A 13,880-nucleotide genomic window follows, 5' to 3' on the forward strand; every position below is an offset into this window, starting at 1 on the left:
CACCGCGCATGCGGCGCGTCGAGGTCAGCACGCACATCGCGCGACGCCTCCCATGCCCGCACCGAGGGCGCCGGAGCCCACCCGGCCGCCTTCCTTCGCGAAGGTCGCGTAGACGTTCTGGCTCATCAGAAGTCCCATCCTTCCTCGTCCTCGACGACCGCGACGGCCTTGGCGGTGGCGAAGGACTCGCCCGCCATGCCCGCCGCGAGCGTGGTGCCGTCCGCCGGGTCGATCAGCAGGAACGAACCGGTGCGGCGCGAGTCGGCGTACGCGTCGAGCGCGAGCGGCTCGGCGGTGCGCACCACGACCCGGCCGATGTCGTTGGCGACCAGCTGACCCGGGTTCGGGTGCTGCGAGAGGTCGTCCAGGGTCAGCCGCGAGGGGATCTCCTTGACGATCGCCTTGACCGTGCGGGTGGTGTGCTTCAGCAGCACCCGCTGGCCGACGGCGAGCGCGTGGTCCGCCACGTGGCAGACGGTCGCCTCGATGTCCTGCGTGGTCGCCGGGGCGTCACCGCTCGGGGCGAACAGGTCGCCGCGCGAGATGTCGATGTCGTCGGCGAGCCGGATGGTGACCGACTGCGGGGCCCAGGCGATGTCCACGGCCTCGCCCAGCGCGTCGATCCCGGTGATCGTGGAGGTCTTCCCCGACGGCAGGACGGTGATCTCCTCGCCGACCCGGAAGGCACCGGCCGCGATCTGACCGGCGTAACCCCGGTAGTCGGGGTGCTCGGCGGTCTGCGGGCGGATCACGTACTGCACGGGGAAGCGCGCGTGGCAGGCCGTCAGGTCGTGGCTGACCGGGACGGTCTCCAGGTGCTCCAGGACCGTCGGGCCGCCGTACCAGTCCATGTTCGCGGACGGCTCCACGACGTTGTCGCCGGCCAGCGCGGAGATGGGGATCGCGGTGATCTCCGGGACGCCGAGCTCGGAGGCGTACGTCGTGAACTCCTCGGCGATCGCGGCGAAGACGGGCTCCCGGTACTCGACCAGGTCCATCTTGTTCACGGCCAGGACCACGTGCGGGACGCGGAGCAGCGCGGCGACGGCCGCGTGCCGGCGGGTCTGCTCGACCACACCGTTACGGGCGTCGACGAGGACCACGGCGAGCTCGGCGGTGGAGGCGCCGGTCACCATGTTCCGGGTGTACTGCACGTGCCCGGGGGTGTCGGCGAGGATGAAGCGGCGGCGGGGCGTCGCGAAGTAGCGGTAGGCCACGTCGATGGTGATGCCCTGCTCGCGCTCGGCACGCAGACCGTCGGTGAGGAGCGCCAGGTCGGGGGCCTCCTGGCCGCGGGAGCGCGAGGCGTGCTCCACGGCCTCCAGCTGGTCGACCAGGACCGACTTGGAGTCGTGGAGGAGCCGGCCCACCAGGGTGGACTTGCCGTCGTCGACGGAGCCGGCGGTGGCGAAGCGCAGCAGGGTGGTGGCCGCCAGCTGCTCGGTCAGCTGCTCGGTGGACGTGCTCATTAGAAGTACCCTTCGCGCTTGCGGTCTTCCATCGCGGCCTCGGACATCTTGTCGTCGGCGCGGGTCGCGCCCCGCTCGGTGAGCCGGGAGGCGGCGATCTCGGCGATGACGGCGTCCAGTGTGGTGGCGTCGGAGTCGACGGCGCCGGTGCAGGACATGTCGCCGACGGTGCGGTAGCGGATCAGCCGCGTCTGCGTGGTCTCGGACTCCTTCGGGCCGCCCCAGTCGCCGGCCGTCAGCCACATGCCGCTGCGGGCGAACACCTCGCGCTCATGGGCGAAGTAGATCTCCGGGAGCTCGATCTTCTCGCGCTGGATGTACTGCCAGACGTCCAGCTCGGTCCAGTTGGACAGCGGGAAGACGCGGACGTGCTCGCCGGGGGCGTGCCGGCCGTTGTAGAGCTGCCACAGCTCGGGGCGCTGGCGGCGCGGGTCCCACTGCGAGAACTCGTCGCGCAGCGAGAACACCCGCTCCTTCGCGCGGGCCTTCTCCTCGTCGCGGCGGCCGCCGCCGAAGACGGCGTCGAAGCGGTGCTGCTGGATCGCCTCGGTGAGCGGGACGGTCTGCAGCGGGTTGCGGGTGCCGTCGGGGCGCTCGCGCAGCTTGCCGGCGTCGATGTACTCCTGCACGGAGGCGACGTGCAGCCGCAGGCCGTGCTTGGCGACGGTGCGGTCGCGGTACTCCAGGACCTCGGGGAAGTTGTGCCCGGTGTCGACGTGCAGCAGCGTGAAGGGGATCGCCGCGGGGGCGAAGGCCTTCAGCGCCAGGTGCAGCATGACGATGGAGTCCTTGCCGCCGGAGAAGAGGATCACCGGCCGCTCGAACTCGCCCGCCACCTCACGGAAGATGTGGACGGCCTCGGACTCCAGGGAGTCGAGGTGCGACAGCGCGAACGGGTTGTCGGTGCTGTCGTGAACGTGGGCGACGGTGGTCACAGCAGACCCCTCTCGGTGAGCAGCGCGTGGAGCTGCGCCGCGGACTCCTGCACGGTCTGGGTGTGGGACTCGATCCGCAGATCCGGGTTGCGCGGCTCGTCGTACGGGTCGTCGACACCGGTGAGACCGCTGATCTCGCCCGCGGCCTGCTTGGCGTAGAGACCCTTCACGTCGCGTACGGAGCAGACGTCCACCGGAGTGGCGACGTGCACCTCGACGTAGGGGGTGCCTTCGGACGCGTGGCGCTTGCGGACCGCCTCGCGGCTGTCCTCGTACGGGGCGATGACGGGGACGAGGGCCTTCACGCCGTTGGAGGCGAGCAGTTCCGCGACGAACCCGATCCGCTGCACGTTGGTGTGCCGGTCCTCGCGGCTGAAGCCGAGGCCCGCGGAGAGGAACTCGCGGATCTCGTCGCCGTCGAGCACCTCGACCCGGTGGCCCTCCTCGCGGAGCCGGCCGGCCAGCTCGTACGCGATGGTGGTCTTGCCGGCGCTCGGCAGGCCGGTGAGCCAGATGGTGGCACCCGTCACGTGCTTCTCCTGAACTTCCTGAGTGTCCGTCATCCGTGCAGCCCGCATTCGGTCTTGCCGCGGCCCGCCCAGCGTCCGGCGCGGGCGTCCTCGCCCTCCAGGACACGGCGGGTGCAGGGGGCGCAGCCGACGGAGGCGTAACCGTCCATCAGGAGCGGGTTGGTGAGGACGCCGTGCTCCGTGACGTACGCGTCGACGTCGTCCTGCGTCCAGCGGGCGATGGGGGAGACCTTGACCTTGCGGCGCTTCTCGTCCCAGCCGACGACCGGGGTGTTCGCCCGGGTCGGGGACTCGTCGCGGCGCAGACCGGTCGCCCACGCGCTGTACCGGGTCAGGCCCTCTTCGAGGGGCTTGACCTTGCGCAGCGCGCAGCACAGGTCGGGGTCGCGGTCGTGGAGCCTCGGACCGTACTCCGCGTCCTGCTCGGCCACGGTCTGACGCGGGGTCAGGGTGATGACGTGGACGTCCATGACGGCGTCCACGGCGTCACGGGTGCCGATGGTCTCCTCGAAGTGGTAGCCGGTGTCGAGGAAGACGACGTCCACGCCGGGCCGGACCCGCGAGGCGAGATGCGCGACGACCGCGTCCTCCATGGAGGAGGTGACGCAGAAGCCCTCACCGAAGGTGTCCACGGCCCAGCGGAGGATCTCCAGCGCGGAGGCGTCCTCCAGATCACGGCCGGCCTGCTCGGCGAGTGCCTTGAGGTCGGCCGTGGGGGTGTCCTGAGTGAGCGTCATATCTCTTTCCCTCCAGGGGTGTTGCCTGAAGTACCGGGGGCGAGCAGCCCCAGGAACTTCAACTGGAAGGCTCGGCTGCACGCGGCGCATTCCCAGGCGCCGTGACCCTGCTCGTTGGGACGCAGGTCCTCGTCGCCGCAGTAGGGGCAGTGGAACGGTGCGGCACGCTCGCTCATGAGAGGGATTCCTCCGAGGCGCGGGCCGTCCAGGTCGCGAAGCGCTCGCCGGTCTCGCGCTCCGCCTGGAAGCGCTTGAGGACCCGCTCCACGTAGTCGGGGAGCTCGGCCGCGGTGACCTTGAGGCCGCGGACCTTGCGGCCGAAGCCGGCCTCCAGGCCGAGCGCGCCGCCCAGGTGCACCTGGTAGCCCTCGACGCGGTTGCCGTCGTCGTCCAGGACCAGCTGGCCCTTGAGGCCGATGTCCGCGACCTGGATGCGGGCGCAGGCGTTCGGGCAGCCGTTGATGTTGATCGTCAGCGGCTCGTCGAACTCCGGGACGCGGCGCTCCAGTTCGTCGATGAGCGAGGCGCCGCGGGCCTTGGTCTCGACGATCGCGAGCTTGCAGAACTCGATGCCGGTGCAGGCCATCGTGCCGCGCCGGAACGGCGAGGGCGTGACCCGCAGGTCGAGGGCCTCCAGGGCGGCGACGATCGAGTCGACCTGCGCCTCCTCGATGTCGAGGACGAGCATCTTCTGCTCGGCGGTGGTCCGGACCCGGCCGGAGCCGTGCGCCTCGGCGACCGCGGCGATCTTCGTCAGGGTGGCGCCGTCGACCCGTCCGACGCGGGGCGCGAAGCCCACGTAGAAGTTGCCGTCCTGCTGGCGGTGCACACCGACGTGGTCGCGCCAGCGGCCGGCGGGCTGCTCGGGGGCGGGGCCGTCGGTCAGCTTGCGCTGGAGGTACTCGTCCTCCAGGACCTGGCGGAACTTCTCCGGGCCCCAGTCGGCGACGAGGAACTTCAGCCGGGCGCGGTTGCGCAGCCGGCGGTAGCCGTAGTCGCGGAAGATCGAGATGACGCCCTCGTAGACGTCCGGGACCTCGTCGAGGGAGACCCAGGTGCCGAGGCGGACGCCCAGCTTGGGGTTGGTGGAGAGGCCGCCGCCGACCCAGACGTCGAAGCCGGGGCCGTGCTCCGGGTGGTTCACGCCGACGAAGGCGATGTCGTTGATCTCGTGCGCCACGTCGAGCAGCGGCGAGCCGGAGATCGCGGACTTGAACTTGCGGGGCAGGTTGGAGAAGTCCTTGTTGCCGACGATCCGACGGTAGATCTCGTCGATCGCGGGCGTGCCGTCGATGATCTCGTCGGCCGCGATGCCGGCCACCGGGGAGCCGAGGATGACACGCGGGGTGTCGCCGCAGGCCTCGGTGGTGGACAGACCGACCGCCTCCAGGCGGTTCCAGATCTCGGGGACGTCCTCGATGCGGATCCAGTGGTACTGGACGTTCTGCCGGTCCGTGATGTCGGCGGTGCCGCGGGCGAACTCCTCGGAGATCTCGCCGATGACCCGGAGCTGCTCGGTGGTCAGCCGGCCGCCGTCGATGCGGACGCGGAGCATGAAGTACTCGTCGTCCAGCTCCTCCGGCTCCAGGACACCCGTCTTGGTGCCGTCCAGACCCTGCTTGCGCTGGGTGTAGAGGCCCCACCAGCGCATGCGTCCGCGCAGGTCGTTGGGGTCGATGGAGTCGAATCCGCGCTTCGAGTAGACCGTCTCAATACGTGTCCGAACGTTGAGACCGTCGTCGTCCTTCTTGAACTGCTCATTGCCGTTCAGGGGGGTGAAGTGCCCCACGGCCCACTGACCCTCGCCACGGTGGCGCCCGGTCTTGCGGCGTGCGGCGGCGGGAGTGGGGTTTTCCGGGGTGGCGGCCATGGCGTCTTGTCCTTCGGGACTGCGAGAGGGCGGCTCTGACCTGCACACTGGCGCTCAGGTCGGAGGGTGGCGCGTCAGTGCGCAGCAGGGTCGGGCAGAGTCGTGCTGAAAAGTGATCGCGGCGGTGCTGGTTCTCTCAGCGCGCCGGACAGATGGCGCTGGACATGCGGCCTAGGTCGACGTGCCGCCGACTCACCAAGGCAATTCCAGTTCCAGACATGACGGAAGCGTGTCACGGGACTTTGGACCCAGTCCAGCATCGTCCAGAATATGGACGTAGTCGTCTCGCTTGATGAGATGGTGTGGTGTGGGTCACGCAAAAGGGGCCCTGATCAGGGCCCCTTCAGGGTCTTCGGTGCGAGGCACCGGGCGAGGCGCGCACCAAGGAGCGCGTCCGGCGACGTCAGGCGTGGGCGCCCGGCCACGGGCCCGGGGTCTCGGTCTCGTCGACCTCCTCCACCTTGGTGTCGAAGAGGCGGAAGCCGCGGCGCTCGTAGTTGGCCATGGCGTGCGGGCCGTCGAGCGAGCAGGTGTGCAGCCAGACGCGCTTCGTCGCCTCCCGCCCGGGCCAGCGCTCGGCCAGGTCCCAGGCCCGCGCCACTCCGTACGACAGCAGGTGACCGCCGATCCGGCGCCCCCGGAAGGCCGGGATCAGGCCGAAGTAGATGATCTCCACGACGCCGTCGTCCTGCGGGTCCAGCTCCACGTACCCGGCCGGCGTCCCCTTGTCGTACGCCACCCAGATCTCGCTGCCCGGCTTGTCGACGATCTCCTGCCACTGCTTGTACGTCAGTGACAGCCGGTCGTTCCAGCGGATGTCGCCGCCGACCGCCGTATAGAGGAAGCGGCTGTACTCCGGCGACGGGACCGCGGCCCGCGCGATCGTGATGTCGTCACCCTCCGGGACGGGGGAGGGGAGCAGATCGGACGGCGAGGTCTGCTCGAGGGACCAGGTGGTGAGAGTGATGCGCATGGGTTCATCGCATCACGACCCGGTTCGGCGAGGCGACCGGGGGGCCGGGCGACCGGGCCCCCGGTCCGGGGTGTCCGCATGCTGGACGGTCGTGGCCGCAACGGCGCCGTGTGCGACCTGGGCGCCCTGCACGTCCCAGGCGCTCTGCAGGCCCCATGCGCCCCTGCGCGCCCCACGCGCCCCTGCACGTCCCACCCGTCCTGCGCGCCCCATGCGCCCCTGTACCTTCCACGCGCCCTGCGCGGCTACCCGTTCGTGCCCGCGCGGGGGCCCCGTACCGCCGGTGCCAGGGAGTGGGGCAGCAGGTCCGCCGGGCGTTCCGGGCGGAGGACCTCCACCGCGACCTCCTCGCTGAAGCGGTACGGGCGGTGCGCCAGGACCCCGGCCAGGTTCCGGCGTACCCGGGACATCTCCGCCCGTACGGTCACCGTCCGCGTACGGTCCCCGAACACGTCGTCCGCCAGCTCCGCCGCCGTCCGGCCGTCCCGGTGCATCGCCAGGACGTAGAGGAGCTCCGCGTGCCGGGGGCTCAGCTCCTGCTGCCAGCTGCCCGCCGCGCCCGAGACCGACACCGTCCAGCGGCGCGGCCTGCTCAGGTCGAGGACCACCCGGCTCGCCGCCGCCGCGCCCGGCTCCTCCACCGGCGTCTCCTCCTCGACCCGCAGCAGCCAGCCGCCCGGCAGCGGCTCCACCGCGCACACGCCGAGCGAGGGCAGCCACATCCGGCCGGACCGGAAGGACTTCGGCAGCGCGATCCGGTCCACCGGTGCGAGCCCCGTCACCGCCGCCGTCCAGCCGTGGGTGTCCACCGCGACGGCCCGGCCGCCCACCCGGCACAGGATCGGCGCGGCCACCGCCCGCAGCCGCTCGACCGAGCTGCGGTGCCGCTCCCGCATCTCCGCCTCGGCGAGCTGGGCCACCGAACCGACCAGGGCGAGCATCGCCGGATGGAAGCTGGACGCGGGACCGCTCACGTCCACGATGCCGAGCAGCCGCCGGTCGCGGGGGTCGTGCACGGGCGCGGCGGCGCAGGTCCAGTTGTGGAGCGCCTGGACGTAGTGCTCGGCGGAGTGGACCTGGACCGCCCGGCCCATGGCGAGGGCCGTACCGACCGCGTTCGTCCCGGTGGTGTGCTCGGTCCAGGCGGCGCCCTCCTCCAGACAGATGCCGTTCGCCTGCCGCATCACCGACACGTTCCCCTGCCGCCACAGCACCCGGCCGTGCTCGTCGGTGACCACCATGATCTGGAGGGAGGTGTCGGCGATGCCGGCGAGGCCGCCGCTGAGCGTCTGCATGACCTCGGAGAGGAGCGTGGTTCTGCGCCGCTGCTCCAGCTCGTCGCGCTGGAGCAGCACGCTGCTCGTACCCCGGTCCGGGTCGAGCCCCAGCCGGGCCATCCGCTGCCAGGACGCGTCGATCACCGCACGGGGCGCGATCGGCGGCGTACGGCCGGCGAGCGTCTCCTCGCGGACCCGGTGGAGCAGCCGGGTGGCCTGGGCGGCGTCCATGGCGGCGAGGCGCTTCATGTCGAGCTGCGTGTTATTCATCGGTCTCTCCCAGCCACCCGGGGTGCTGTATCGGTTCTGCACGGGGCAGATGTCCGGAGTGTCGGTGCCCATCGTGCCGTTCGGAAGCGTCCGGCGAGGCCCGGTTCGGGTAATCCTGCAACCCTTTGCAACTCTGGTCGCCGACCCGCCCCCTGGGTGAAGCTGGTGCGAGCGGCGGGTGGTGCCGTGTCGGCGCAGCACCACCCCCGCTTTTCCGCGCGTGCCGACCCTTGCGGTCCACCCCTGGCACGCGCGGCGAACTTCCCCCGGGCGTACGGCGGCGAACTTCCCCCGGGCGTACGTCAGTCGCCTCGGACCTCCACCCGTGCCCGCTCCACGAGCGCGCCCAGGTCCAGCGTGTGCGGCAGCGTCCCGAACGCCGCGCCCCCGTCCCCGCCCAGCCGCGCCGCACAGAACGCGTCCGCGACCTCCGGCGGTGCCCACCGCACCAGGAGCGCCCCCTGGAGGACCAGCGCGAGCCGTTCCGCGAGCCGCCGCGCCCGCGCCTCGATCCCGTCGAGGTCCGCCAGTTCGACGAGCAGCCCCCGGATCGCCCGGTCGAGCCGGTGGTCCGCGCCCCGCGCCGCCCCGACCTCCCGCAGGAACGCGTCCAGCGCGGCGGGCTCCGTCCGCAGCGCCCGGACCACGTCGAGCGCCTGGACGTTCCCCGAGCCCTCCCAGACCGAGTTGAGCGGCGACTCCCGCAGCAGCCGGGGCATCCCGGACTCCTCGACGTACCCGTTGCCGCCCAGGCACTCCAGCGCCTCCGCCACCATCGGCGTGCACCGCTTCGTGACCCAGTACTTCGCCGCCGGAAGGGCGATGCGGAGCAGGGCCCGCTCCTGCGGTGTGTCCGCGTCGTAGGCCGCCGCCAGACGCATCCCGAGCACCGTCGCCGCCTCCGACTCCAGGGCCAGATCCGCGAGTACGTTCCGCATCAGCGGCTTCTCGATCAGCGGCCCGCCGAAGGCCTCGCGGTACGCGCAGTGGTGCACGGCCTGCGCCACCGCCTGCCGCATCAGCGCCGCCGAACCGAGGACGCAGTCGAGCCGGGTCGCCGCCACCATGCCCATGATCGTGCGGAGCCCGCGTCCCTCCTCGCCGACCCGGCGCGCCCAGGTCGTCCCGTCGAACTCCACCTCGGCGGAGGCGTTCGAACGGTTGCCCAGCTTGTCCTTCAGGCGCTGGATCGCGAACGCGTTGCGCGAGCCGTCCGCGAGCACCCGCGGCACCAGGAAGCAGGTGAGCCCCGCCGGCGCCTGCGCGAGGACCAGGAAGGCGTCCGACATCGGCGCCGAACAGAACCACTTGTGCCCCGTCAGGACGTACTCCCCGTCGGCCGTCAGCGGGCGCGCCTCCGTCGTGTTCGCCCGGACGTCACTGCCGCCCTGCTTCTCCGTCATCGCCATCCCGAGCAGGACACCCGGCTTCTCCGCGACCGGGCGGAGCTCCCGCTCGTACACGTGCGAGGTCGCCGCCGGCTCCCACACCTCGGCGAGCTCCGGTTCGGCGCGCAGCGCGGGCACGGCGGCGTGCGTCATCGACAGCGGGCAGCCGTGCCCCGCCTCCGCCTGTGACATCACCAGGAACCCGGCGGCCCGGCGCACGTGACCGCCCGGCCTGCCCCACGCGTCCGTCAGCCCGGCCCCCACCGACTTGCCGAGGAGCCGGTGCCAGGCCGGATCGAAGTCCACCTCGTCGATCCGGTGGCCGTACCGGTCGTGGGTCCGCAGCCGCGGCGGGTCGGTGTTCGCCCGCTCGCCCCACTCCCGGACCTGGGCCGAACCGGCCGCCTGGCCGAGCACGACGAGGTCCTCGCGGACCTCCGCCAGGAGCTCCGGCGCGAGGTGTCGTTCGACGGCCTCCGTCAGGACGGGATCGGTCATGAAGACGTCGTACCCGACCAGGGGCGGAGCCTGGTTGGTCACGGTGTGGGTGCTCGCTGCCATGCCGATACGGTAAGCAGGTGCAGGCAGCAAGCGAAACACCCGAACGGCCCGAGCGGCGGCCCTGGAGCAGGCTCCACCGCGCGCGCGTCCTCTACCGCAACGTCTCGAAGCGGAAGATGGTCTGGCTGCTCCTCAAGGACACCGTCAACTCGTGCATCGAGTACCGGATCCTCGGCCTCGCCGCCGAGGCGGCGTTCTTCACCCTGCTGTCGCTGCCGCCGCTGCTCCTCGGCCTGATCGCCCTCCTCGGCTACGCCGACGACTGGACCAACACGGACACCGTCGCGAGCATCGAGGAGAACATCCTCCGCGCCGCCGGAACGGTCCTCTCCGACCGCGGGGTCCACGACATCGCGAAACCGCTCCTGGACGACGTGACCCAGGGCAAACGCCCCGAGCTGGTCTCCCTCGGCTTCGCGATCGCCCTCTGGTCCGGATCACGCGCGGTGAACGTCTTCATCGACACCATCACCGTCATGTACGGGCTCGACGGCCACCGCGGCATCGTGAAGACCCGGCTCCTGGCCTTCCTGCTCTACATCGTGGCCCTGATCATCGGAGCGGTCGTGCTGCCCCTCGCGGTCGTAGGCCCCGACCGGGTCGTCGAACTCGTCCCCTGGGGCACCGAGGTCGTCGCCGTCCTCTACTGGCCGGCCGTCATCCTGCTCTCCATCGCCTTCCTCACCACGCTCTACCACGTGTCCGTGCCCGTCAGATCGCCTTGGATCGAGGACATCCCGGGCGCCCTCGTCGCCCTCGGCATGTGGGTCCTCGGCAGCTTCCTGCTGCGCATCTACCTCACCAGCCAGGTCGAGGGACCGACGATCTACGGCTCCCTCGCCGCCCCCATCGCCGTCCTCCTCTGGATCGGCATCTCGGCCTTCGCCGTCCTGGTCGGCGCCGCCGTCAACGCGGCCATCGACCGCGTCTGGCCCTCCGTCGCCACCGCGGCGGCCCGCGAGGCCAACGAGCGGGCCCGCGCCATCCAGGCGGCGGAACTGGTCGCACGCGTGCGTGCGGAGGCGGAGGACGTCGACGAGGACGACCCGGACATGCCCTCCGAGTTCCCCGAGCGCTGGTCCCGGTTCCTGCCCCCGGACGACGTGAAGGCCCGCCTCCACTCCGGCTGGGAGAAGGACTGACCGACCGGCGGGGCCTATTTTTGAGGTGTGTACGAGGAGCGCCCCGCCCTGCTCGACGGAGCCGTTCTGTGGACCCGGACCGCCGGCCCCGCCACGGACGCCGTCCGGCCCGTCCTGCCCGACGGCTGCATGGACCTGATCTGGGCCGACGGACACCTCCTCGTCGCCGGACCCGACACACGCGCGTACGTACCGGGGGAGTTCGCCGCACGGTACGCGGGAATCCGCTTCGCCCCCGGTGACGCGCCCGGCTTCTTCGGCGTCCCGGCCCATGAGCTCCGCGACCGGCGCGTCGCCCTCGGCGCGCTGTGGGGCGAGACCGAGGCACGGCGGCTCGGCGAGCGGATCACCGGGGCCCCCGACCCGGCCGCCGCCCTGGACGAACTCGTCCGGCTCCGGGCCGCCGGGGCCCCCGCTCCCGATCCGCTGCTCCGGGCCGTCGTGGCGCGCCTCGCGGCCGGCCGCGCGGTCGCCGAGACGGCCGACGCGGTCGGGATCGGCGCCCGGCAGCTGCACCGGCGGTCCCTGGACGCCTTCGGCTACGGCCCCAAGACCCTCGCGCGCGTGCTCCGGCTCCAGCGGGCCCTCGCCCTGGTCCTGGCCGGTGTGCCGTACGCCGAGGCGGCCGTCCGCGCGGGCTGCGTCGACCAGGCCCATCTCGCACGCGAGACCAGGGCGCTGGCCGGGATGACGCTCGGTGCCTACGTGGCGTCCGTGGAGTCCGTCGTGGAGTCGGTGGATTCGGTGGAGTCGGCGAACAGCGAGACGCCCGAACCGTCCGGGTCGAGGACCACGGCGTAGCGCTGCCCCCAGACCGCGTCCCAGGGCTTCAGATGCCCCCGGTATCCGGCTGCCACCAGCTCCTCGTACGCCGCGTCCACGGCCTCCGGCGCGGCGCACCGGAAAGCGAGCTCGATCCGGTTGCCGCCCTCGGGCCGCTGCCAGCCCGGGTCGAAGGACCGCACGACGTCCTCCGTGTCCCAGGCGATCCGCAGTCCGCCGGGCAGCGCGGCCTCCACGTGCGGGGCGGACTCGGCCCCGTCCGGGATCTCCAGGCCGAGGCGGCGGTAGAAGGCGAGCGAGGCGGCCATGTCGGAGACGACGACGCCGATGAGGTCGAGGCGGGGTGCTGTGTTCATGGGAGCACGGTAGGCACGGGGCTCCCGGCCGGTCTTGTACGAATCGGACGCGCCGTCCGAACCGGCTGCGGCCGTCCTGCCGACCCTGCTCGCAATGGCCTGAAAGGCGCCCGCCATGGCCTGAATAAAACCTGTGGCGCGTGCCGGTCCGGTCCGGTTACGGTGTCTCCCGTACAAGATCGCGACAGCGCGATCGTGACGAGACACGCGCGAAGACGCACAGGAGGTGTGACCGATGGCTGTCATCACGACGGGCCTTGCCCTCACGCAGAAGTTCATCCACACCACCTCCGTGGCCACCGGCTGACCTCACCGTTCTGACACACAGCGCCGGGGCCACCCCTGTGAAGGGTCCCCCTTGTCTTTCCCGCTTTCCCGCGTCACCTCTTCTTCGTCCCACTCCTCCTCGCTCGACGCCCACGGCTGGGACTCCGGCTGGGCCGGGGTATTCGCTCCGTACGCCGCCCAGGGACTCGTCCCCGGCCGGGTGATCCGGGTCGACCGCGGTCAGTGCGACGTCGCCACCGCCGAGGGGATCGTGCGCGCCGACACGGCGTTCGTGACCCCGCACGACCCGCTCCGGGTCATCTGCACCGGCGACTGGGCCGCCGTCGACCCCGAGGGCGCCGGCGACCCCCGCTACGTACGGGCGTGCCTGCCGCGTCGTACGGCCTTCGCGCGGTCCACCTCGTCCAAGCGGTCCGAGGGGCAGATCCTCGCCGCCAACGTCGACCACGCCGTCATCACCGTCTCGCTCGCCGTAGAGCTCGACCTCGGCCGCATCGAGCGCTTCCTCGCCCTGGCCTGGGAGTCCGGCGCCCAGCCGACCGTCGTCCTCAGCAAGGCGGACCTCGTGCCCGACCCCGTCGGTCTTTCCTACCTCGTCGACGACGTCGAGACGGTCGCCCCCGGCGTCCAGGTCGTGGCCCTGAGCTCGACCACCGGGGAGGGGCTCGACGTGCTGTCCGCGGTGGTCGCGGGCGGTACGACCGTGCTGCTCGGCGTCTCCGGCGCCGGGAAGTCGACCCTCGCCAACGCCCTCGTCGGCGAGGACGTCATGGACGTCCAGGCCGCCCGGGACATCGACGGCAAGGGCCGGCACACCACCACCACCCGCAACCTCTTCGTCCTCCCGACCGGGGGAGTCCTCATCGACACCCCCGGACTGCGCGGAGTCGGCCTCTGGGACGCGGAGGCCGGCGTCGGCCAGGTCTTCTCGGAGATCGAGGAGCTGGCCGCGGACTGCCGCTTCCACGACTGCGCACACGAGTCGGAGCCCGGCTGCGCCGTGGCCGCCGCGATCGAGGACGGCTCGCTGCCGGTGCGCCGCCTGGAGAGCTATCGCAAGCTGATCCGGGAGAACCAGCGGATCGTGGCCAAGACCGACGCCCGCGTGCGCAACGAGATCCTCAAGGACTGGAAGCGCAAGGGCGCCGAGGGCCGCCACGCCATGGAGATGAAGCGCGGGCACGTCCGGTAGCGGGTGCGCGTACGGATGCGACGGGGGAGGGGCGCCGGCCGGGCGCCCCTCCCCGCTCCCGCAACGCCGTGTCCGAAAACCGCGAGCCCGGGGTCGTCGGCCGCCGCAC

The 13,880-nt window shown here is 71.9% G+C and carries 14 protein-coding genes; 3 read left to right on the forward strand and 11 right to left on the reverse strand.

The genetic code is table 11. The features are described 5' to 3' along the window. Positions 1-125: 125 nt before the first annotated feature. The 10 genes from E0F75_RS26275 to E0F75_RS26315 form a co-directional block, all read right to left on the reverse strand. On the reverse strand, positions 126-1,469 hold the full coding sequence (locus E0F75_RS26275) for a sulfate adenylyltransferase subunit 1 (RefSeq protein WP_229313240.1): 1,344 nt from the start codon (positions 1,467-1,469) through the stop codon (positions 126-128). Beyond that, a complete protein-coding gene (gene cysD, locus E0F75_RS26280; RefSeq protein WP_055600886.1) occupies positions 1,469-2,404 on the reverse strand; it encodes a sulfate adenylyltransferase subunit CysD in 936 nt (311 codons plus the stop codon). Before cysD ends, E0F75_RS26275 begins: the two co-directional genes overlap by 1 nt. Further along, a complete protein-coding gene (gene cysC, locus E0F75_RS26285; protein WP_063886607.1) occupies positions 2,401-2,934 on the reverse strand; it encodes an adenylyl-sulfate kinase in 534 nt (177 codons plus the stop codon). The genes cysD and cysC overlap by 4 nt, the downstream gene beginning before the upstream one ends. Positions 2,935-2,963: 29 nt before the next feature. After that, positions 2,964-3,671: a phosphoadenylyl-sulfate reductase gene (locus E0F75_RS26290; RefSeq protein ID WP_229313243.1), complete on the reverse strand. Its 708-nt coding sequence runs from the start codon at positions 3,669-3,671 to the stop codon at positions 2,964-2,966. Beyond that, positions 3,668-3,847, reverse strand: coding sequence for a hypothetical protein (locus E0F75_RS26295; protein ID WP_078944884.1), 180 nt, complete (start codon positions 3,845-3,847; stop codon positions 3,668-3,670). The genes E0F75_RS26290 and E0F75_RS26295 overlap by 4 nt, the downstream gene beginning before the upstream one ends. Then, positions 3,844-5,541 carry a nitrite/sulfite reductase gene (locus E0F75_RS26300; RefSeq protein ID WP_229313245.1) on the reverse strand — a complete coding sequence of 566 codons (1,698 nt, stop codon included), beginning with the start codon at positions 5,539-5,541 and terminating at the stop codon, positions 3,844-3,846. Before E0F75_RS26300 ends, E0F75_RS26295 begins: the two co-directional genes overlap by 4 nt. Positions 5,542-5,677: 136 nt before the next feature. Beyond that, positions 5,678-5,761, reverse strand: a complete 84-nt coding sequence (locus E0F75_RS40755) for a putative leader peptide (RefSeq protein ID WP_310591794.1) — start codon at positions 5,759-5,761, stop codon at positions 5,678-5,680. A 183-nt stretch (positions 5,762-5,944) separates the two neighbouring features. Then, positions 5,945-6,514 carry a GNAT family N-acetyltransferase gene (locus E0F75_RS26305; protein ID WP_229313247.1) on the reverse strand — a complete coding sequence of 190 codons (570 nt, stop codon included), beginning with the start codon at positions 6,512-6,514 and terminating at the stop codon, positions 5,945-5,947. A 245-nt stretch (positions 6,515-6,759) separates the two neighbouring features. After that, on the reverse strand, positions 6,760-8,061 hold the full coding sequence (locus tag E0F75_RS26310) for a helix-turn-helix domain-containing protein (protein WP_229313250.1): 1,302 nt from the start codon (positions 8,059-8,061) through the stop codon (positions 6,760-6,762). A gap of 302 nt (positions 8,062-8,363) precedes the next feature. After that, the gene (locus tag E0F75_RS26315) at positions 8,364-10,010 is read right to left on the reverse strand and encodes an acyl-CoA dehydrogenase family protein (RefSeq protein ID WP_229313252.1); all 1,647 of its coding nucleotides are present in this window, start codon (positions 10,008-10,010) and stop codon (positions 8,364-8,366) included. Positions 10,011-10,027: 17 nt separating this feature from the next. Here E0F75_RS26315 and E0F75_RS26320 point away from each other — a divergent pair, with 17 nt between their 5' ends. Continuing rightward, positions 10,028-11,152 carry a YihY/virulence factor BrkB family protein gene (locus tag E0F75_RS26320; protein ID WP_079042018.1) on the forward strand — a complete coding sequence of 375 codons (1,125 nt, stop codon included), beginning with the start codon at positions 10,028-10,030 and terminating at the stop codon, positions 11,150-11,152. 27 nt (positions 11,153-11,179) lie between these two features. Continuing rightward, on the forward strand, positions 11,180-11,953 hold the full coding sequence (locus tag E0F75_RS26325) for a helix-turn-helix domain-containing protein (RefSeq protein WP_229313254.1): 774 nt from the start codon (positions 11,180-11,182) through the stop codon (positions 11,951-11,953). On the opposite strand, the gene E0F75_RS26330 is transcribed toward E0F75_RS26325, so the two are convergent. Beyond that, the gene (locus tag E0F75_RS26330) at positions 11,854-12,291 is read right to left on the reverse strand and encodes a VOC family protein (RefSeq protein WP_229313256.1); all 438 of its coding nucleotides are present in this window, start codon (positions 12,289-12,291) and stop codon (positions 11,854-11,856) included. The two genes, E0F75_RS26325 and E0F75_RS26330, sit on opposite strands and share 100 nt — an antisense overlap. A 358-nt stretch (positions 12,292-12,649) precedes the next feature. Between E0F75_RS26330 and rsgA the strand changes: the two genes are divergently transcribed. Next, positions 12,650-13,771, forward strand: coding sequence for a ribosome small subunit-dependent GTPase A (rsgA, locus tag E0F75_RS26335; RefSeq protein WP_229313258.1), 1,122 nt, complete (start codon positions 12,650-12,652; stop codon positions 13,769-13,771). Positions 13,772-13,880 lie beyond the last annotated feature (109 nt).

The organism is Streptomyces sp. CB02980, from assembly GCF_014451325.2.
Classification (GTDB): domain Bacteria; phylum Actinomycetota; class Actinomycetes; order Streptomycetales; family Streptomycetaceae; genus Streptomyces.